Raw genomic sequence first — 3,656 nt, 5'->3', positions numbered from 1 at the left:
AAGCCTTTTTTCTATCTAAATAAACAAGTTAGCTCTTAAGATCCTGTCTATGAAACACCAAAAATTTCAGAACCGTGTAACTAATATTTCAGTTTTACTTCAGTAAGTAACTAAATGTAATTGCCCTTAGGCTTTCACTGTTAATCACACCAAAGCTCAACTTGGATTAGGTTAGCTTTTCATTATTTCACAATGAATTTCAATGAACCCTAATGATAAGAAAGCTAAGACACTGATTTATTGACCACATAACATCATCAACCCACATACTGAAAATAAGATAATCTTATTAAAAATGGATTATCGAAAGGCACAAAAAAGGCTGCAAAAGCAGCCTTATCGAGTAAGCATAAATATGCTATTCAATCATCGAGATCGAGGTTTTTTTCCTCCCCTTCCCGTTGCTGGTAAGGGAGCGGAGATGTACACCAAGGGGAGGTTAGGAGGGGATTCTAGTGTTTGTATCGAAAGGTGTTGCTGTCATCAATAATCTCAATTTTGACTTTTACTACGCCTTTCTTAACGTCACCAATTTGAGAAAATGCTTTGTGGGAAAGGTCAATCACTCGGCCTTTTACGTAAGGGCCTCTATCGTTAATTTTGACATCGACTGACTTGTTATTGGCTGTATTGGTCACTCTCACGATAGTCCCAAATGGCAAGGTTTTGTGAGCGGCTGTATAGGCGTTTTTATTATACGTTTCACCACTTGCCGTCAGTTTTTCATGGAATTTATCGCCATACCAAGAAGCCACTCCCACAAGCGCATGTGAATTGGCATAGCCCTTTGTTTTTGAAGTATCGACGGCCGCATGTGACGAGCATCCGGCAAGCAAAGTAATAAGAAAAGCGGCAAAGATAAGGTTTAGTTTTTTCATGCTATTTCAGTAGATCTTCTTCATGTAATGTTTATCTATTTTCATTGTAGTGCGGTTCAGCAGTATTGAACTGAGTATTATGAGTTCTCAGCGAAGGCTATCACTAGTGTGATTCCGCAATGTTTTCATGAAGCACGCTCGCTTCAGTCATATTCATGAAAGGTTTTATCTTCAAAACGTCAACTTTAACAATGCCTTAAAGTTGTTGGTTTATTAACCACCACCACATGATGGAGCACTTAAAAAGCACACAAACAAAAAAAGGATTGGTATCTCTACCAATCCTCTTTAGGGGGTGTTTCGGTTTATCTACCTTATGGAAGGTAGTAACGCGATTACTCGTAATCAGTCGCGTACGTGTCTTCGTATGTGTGCGAGTAGAACTCGAACAGGTTGCCAAACGGGTCTTCTAGGTAAACCATTTGTGCTTGTTTTAGTTCGTCTTCTGGGTGGTAGCGCATGATGTCCATACGAACCTTACCGCCAAACTCTTCAACACGCTTAATCGCTGAATGAAACTGCTCTTTTGGAAGCTGCAGACAGAAGTGAAAGATACCTAAGCGAGAGAAATCTACTTCATGACGCTCTTGACGATCTTTCATTTCGAACAGCTCAACACCGATACCATCTGAAGTGACTAGGTGAGCAATGTTGAAACCTTTAAAGCCTTCACCAAATACTGCAATACACATGCGGCCGATTGCTGATTCGCGCTCTTCCATCACTTTAGTGTTGTTCATTACGATTCTTAGACCTAGCGCTTTTGTGTAAAACTCGACTGCTTTGTCCATGTCGCCAACCATGATGCCTACGTGATTCATTTTCATAACTTTCTCCAAATTCTCTTTAATTCTGTATTTTTCGAAGACTCGCTTCGGTGTTTCGTTTCGATGGAGAGAGTATATGGAGACACGACGATTAACTGAAATTATCATAATTTATATTAATGATAATTTTATGTTATTTACCAAGTTAAGTGAGATGCCAACACGTCACACAATAAGTTAAAGTTGAGAGCCACATATGTCATGTGGCTCTAGTTAAACATCCTTAGTTCAGCACGAAGAAGCCCGTTACGCTTTACTGGTCTGTACGACGTTCGAAATCTGCTTGGCTTTTGTTTCAGGCACCAAAGACATCAACCCGGTAGTCACAAGCGCGGCAATACCAGACATGGTTACAGGTGAGCCAAATATGCTTTGCACTAGCTTGGGCGCTTCTTTCAATAAATCCGGCACTAGCATCACCCCAAGCCCTAAGCCTAGTGAGATGGCAATCGTCATAATTCTGCGGCGATCCAGTTTTTCATTGGCGATGATTTTGATGCCCGCCGCAGCAACCGTACCGAACATCACTAATGTCGCCCCGCCCAATACTGGCTTTGGAATCGTCATTAAAACCGCACCTAAGATGGGAAATAACCCTAACAGAAAAAGAATCGCGGCAATGAAGTAGCCGATGTAGCGACTCGCGATCCCCGTAAAATGGATCACACCGTTGTTCTGGCTGAAAGTCGTGTTCGGAAAAGTATTGAATACCGCTGCGATGAGCGAGTTTACGCCGTCACCTAGCACGCCCGCCTTGAGTCGATTGATGTATTTTGGACCCTTAACTGGTTGGCCTGAGAACATGCTATTGGCGGTAAGGTCACCCGTCGTTTCAATAACAGTAATCAAGTAGATAAAAGCAATAGGGAGGAAGGCTTGCCAATCAAAAGCGAAGCCATATTTAAATGGGACTGGGATACTCAATAGCGGTTGAGATGCAAAAGAAACCATTGGCGCTTTGCCCATCAGAATAGCAACGCCCCACCCTACAACCAATCCGACTAAAATCGACGACAGCCTTACCATGGTGTTGTTGCTTAGGTTAAGTGCCACTATGGTTCCGAGCACAATCGCACCCAACATCAAATTGCTTCCAGAACCAAAATCTTCTGCGCCAACACCACCAGCGATATCAGTGACGCCGACTTTAATCAAAGAGACACCAATCGTCGTGATAACGATGCCAGTAACAACGGGCGTGATCACTACTTTGAGTTTTTCGATAAAGCGCGATAGGACGATTTCGACAAATGCACCAAAGAAGCAGACACCAAAAATGGTGGCGAGCATTTCATCCGGCCCACCTCCATTTGATTTAACAAGAAAACCCGCACCTAACACAGAACCTAAGAACGCAAAGCTGGTCCCTTGGACACAGATCATCCCTGCGCCAACTGGCCCTATTTTCCTAGCTTGTATAAAAGTGCCGACCCCAGACACCATCAGTGCCATGCTGATCAAATAAGGGATGTGTTCACCCAACCCTAAAACACCGCCAATAATGAGCGTTGGTGTGATAATGCCAACAAAGCTGGCTAATACATGCTGCAGCGCCGCGTAACTGGCTGCTTTAACTGATGGTCGATCGTCTAATCCGTAGATCAATTCACTGTTCTGTTCCATGTGACTTCCTTTATGTATTTTTTATTGTATACAATTTATATAAAGGCAATAGAGCAACATATATGCCAATGGTTTAACATCATACTTATCAATCAGTTAAGTTTTCAATCAGTCCAACGTGCACTATAGAGCAACAATGTCGGCTTGTTTTAGTGCAACCGATAGTTTATCCGATGTTCCCAAATTTAGCCCTACAGACACAAAAAAGGATTGGTATCGCTACCAATCCTCTTTAGGGGGTGTTTCGGTTTTTCTACCTATGGAAGGCAGTAACGGAGCTATGCTGATTTCTGGTGTATGGAAGAGAAAGTAAGTTGCGGTGTAATCT

Annotated in this window: 3 protein-coding genes; all 3 read right to left on the bottom strand. The window is 42.5% G+C overall.

The window, feature by feature from the left end:
- Positions 1-452: 452 nt before the first annotated feature.
- The 3 genes from ACED46_RS21495 to ACED46_RS21485 all read right to left on the bottom strand — a co-directional run bounded on the left by ACED46_RS21495 (position 453) and on the right by ACED46_RS21485 (position 3,328).
- Positions 453-878, bottom strand: a complete 426-nt coding sequence (locus ACED46_RS21495) for a septal ring lytic transglycosylase RlpA family protein (protein WP_371722413.1) — start codon at positions 876-878, stop codon at positions 453-455.
- Positions 879-1,213: 335 nt separating this feature from the next.
- Complete coding sequence (locus tag ACED46_RS21490) at positions 1,214-1,705, bottom strand: VOC family protein (RefSeq protein WP_010439712.1); 492 nt, start codon at positions 1,703-1,705, stop codon at positions 1,214-1,216.
- A 246-nt stretch (positions 1,706-1,951) separates the two neighbouring features.
- Positions 1,952-3,328 (bottom strand): uracil-xanthine permease family protein, encoded by a 1,377-nt coding sequence (locus ACED46_RS21485; protein ID WP_371722412.1) that lies wholly within the window; start codon positions 3,326-3,328, stop codon positions 1,952-1,954.
- Between the last annotated feature and the right edge of the window lie 328 nt (positions 3,329-3,656).

It is taken from the genome of Vibrio sp. 1S139 (genome assembly GCF_041439475.1).
Lineage (GTDB): Bacteria > Pseudomonadota > Gammaproteobacteria > Enterobacterales > Vibrionaceae > Vibrio > Vibrio crassostreae_C.
Note: the sequence above shows the minus strand (reverse complement) of the source record. Positions and strands in the feature narration are given on the sequence as shown.

What these genes read in the sequence shown, in the direction of transcription:
- ACED46_RS21485 (WP_371722412.1), bottom strand. Translation starts at nt 3,328, where the DNA reads ATGGAACAGAACAGTGAATTGATCTACGGATTAGACGATCGACCATCA.
- ACED46_RS21495 (WP_371722413.1), bottom strand. Translation starts at nt 878, where the DNA reads ATGAAAAAACTAAACCTTATCTTTGCCGCTTTTCTTATTACTTTGCTT.
- ACED46_RS21490 (WP_010439712.1), bottom strand. Translation starts at nt 1,705, where the DNA reads ATGAAAATGAATCACGTAGGCATCATGGTTGGCGACATGGACAAAGCA.